The 1,837-nt window shown below is 65.7% G+C and carries 2 pseudogenes; both read right to left on the bottom strand.

What is annotated here, in order from left to right:
* Positions 1 to 115: 115 nt before the first annotated feature.
* A pseudogene (locus AB0I10_RS41045) lies at positions 116 to 596 on the bottom strand (IS5 family transposase); the annotation flags it as partial.
* A 501-nt stretch (positions 597 to 1,097) separates the two neighbouring features.
* Positions 1,098 to 1,178: pseudogene (locus AB0I10_RS41040) on the bottom strand (3-hydroxyacyl-CoA dehydrogenase family protein); the annotation flags it as partial.
* Positions 1,179 to 1,837 lie beyond the last annotated feature (659 nt).

Here is a 1,837-nt window from a genome sequence, read left to right as displayed (position 1 = left end):
GTACCGGTGGAGTGTCGCAATCCACACCGAACCCAGAAGGCCCTCACCCGTTCAAGCACCCAGCACGCGTGTCACCAACGTGCCGGGACAGCACAGCTAGGGCGTGTCTCTCCGATCATGAGCGGAGCCAGATGATGACGGCCGCGAAGGTCACGGTGCCCAGGAACACGTGCCCTCCCTTGTCATAGCGGGTCGCCACGGTTCGGATGCCCTTGAGCTTGTTTGATCGCCCGCTCGACGACGTTGCGCTTCTTGTACCGCTCCCTGTCGAAACCGGGAGGCCGGCCGCCACGCGACCCACGCTTGACGCGGTTGGCCGCCTGGTCGGCCTTCTCCGGAATGACGTGCCGAATACCTCGTTTGCGCAGGTAGGCCCGCGCGCGGCGGTTGCTGTAAGCCTTGTCGGCGCTGACGCTGTCCGGGCGGGTACGGGGCCTCCCGGCACCGACCCGCGGGACGTGCATCTTCTCCATGACCGGCTCGAACTGGGTGCAATCCGCCCGCTGTCCGGGCGTGACCACGAGGGACAGCGGGCGGCACCGGCCGTCGGCGCTCAGGTGGACCTTGGTGGTGAACCCGCCGCGCGAGCGGCCCAGGCCCCTCACCTGCAACACCACCTCCTCCAAGTGGCCGAGCAGGCCCGCCGATGCCGTGCCGCCGCCTGAGAACAACGCGCCTTGGCCCACCACAGCAGTTCGCCGGGGAGTACACCGCGATGTGCGTCGACGACGCGTGGTACGCCAGCGACCGCAAGCGCTTCGCCGAGATGTACGCCCGCGACCAGCCGCGCGCCGGGGCTGGTCGGACCGCTCCGAACCGGGGGGCTCCCAGGGATTTTTCAGGGACTTTCCGCTGAGCAAGCGGGAAAGGCCCTGGCAGCACTGAAAGACGCAAGATCCCAGGTCAGGGTAGGTTCCGTAGGAGTCGACGACGCTCACCAAGGCGTGTCCCCGTGGGGACCGCGCTGGCCGGGCCAAGACGCGCGGATTACGGGCCAGCGTTGGCGGCGAGAGCCGACCAGCGTTGGCGACGCCGTTGGCGCTGAACTGGGTGAACTAACCTCTGAACAGCGCCAGTTGGCGGCGTAGCCAGGCTCCCTAGTAGGAATAGAAGCCCGACCCGGACTTCCGCCCCAGCCGCCCCGCGTCCACCATCCGCTGGAGCAGCGGGGGAGCAGCGGGGGAGCAGCGGGGGAGCAGCGGGGGAGCAGCGGGGGAGCGGAGTAAAGCGGCTCCTTGTACTCCTCGTTCATGGTGGCCGCTGGCTCGATCAGGTCCTTGTCCTGCGGATTCAGGTTGAGTTTCCTGACGCGGGCCGAAGCAGGACGCCGAGTTCGCCCTCTGGGCGTCAAGGGATCCCTCGGCAACACCCGGGACGGATTGACGGTGGGGAAGGTATGTGCACCGTTTGGTGCGGCCGGAATTATTTCCTACCTTTCCCTTCTGTGCATCGACGGACGGCTTCCAGGGGTGATGGAGATCCCTGGGCGAGCGTTTGTTGTGCGGTCATCTAAATCTTCAGGTTGGAAAGAAGTATGGCGTGTGATCAGGCATTGCATCGTGTGAAGGGCGCGGATTCGGGAGCTGCGTCGAGGAGTCGAGGGAAAGGCGAGTGCGAGAGTGATTGGGTGGAGAGGTTCCTCGAAGAGAGTCCGGTCCTGGTGGAGGCTGAAGCCATACGAGTATGGAAGCTCTTGGAGTACATGGGGCGGTGAGATGAGAGGCGGGGCCCCCCCCACTAACTGGCGGGGGCGGGCACAGTAAATATCGGCATAAAATTGGGGGAGTATGGGAGACAGAAGAGGACCCCAAGAGGGGGGGGCCGGGCGGGAAAGGAA

The sequence above is a fragment of the Streptomyces sp. NPDC050636 genome (genome assembly GCF_040654775.1).
GTDB lineage: Bacteria > Actinomycetota > Actinomycetes > Streptomycetales > Streptomycetaceae > Streptomyces.
This window is presented reverse-complemented; position numbering and strand designations above follow the sequence as displayed.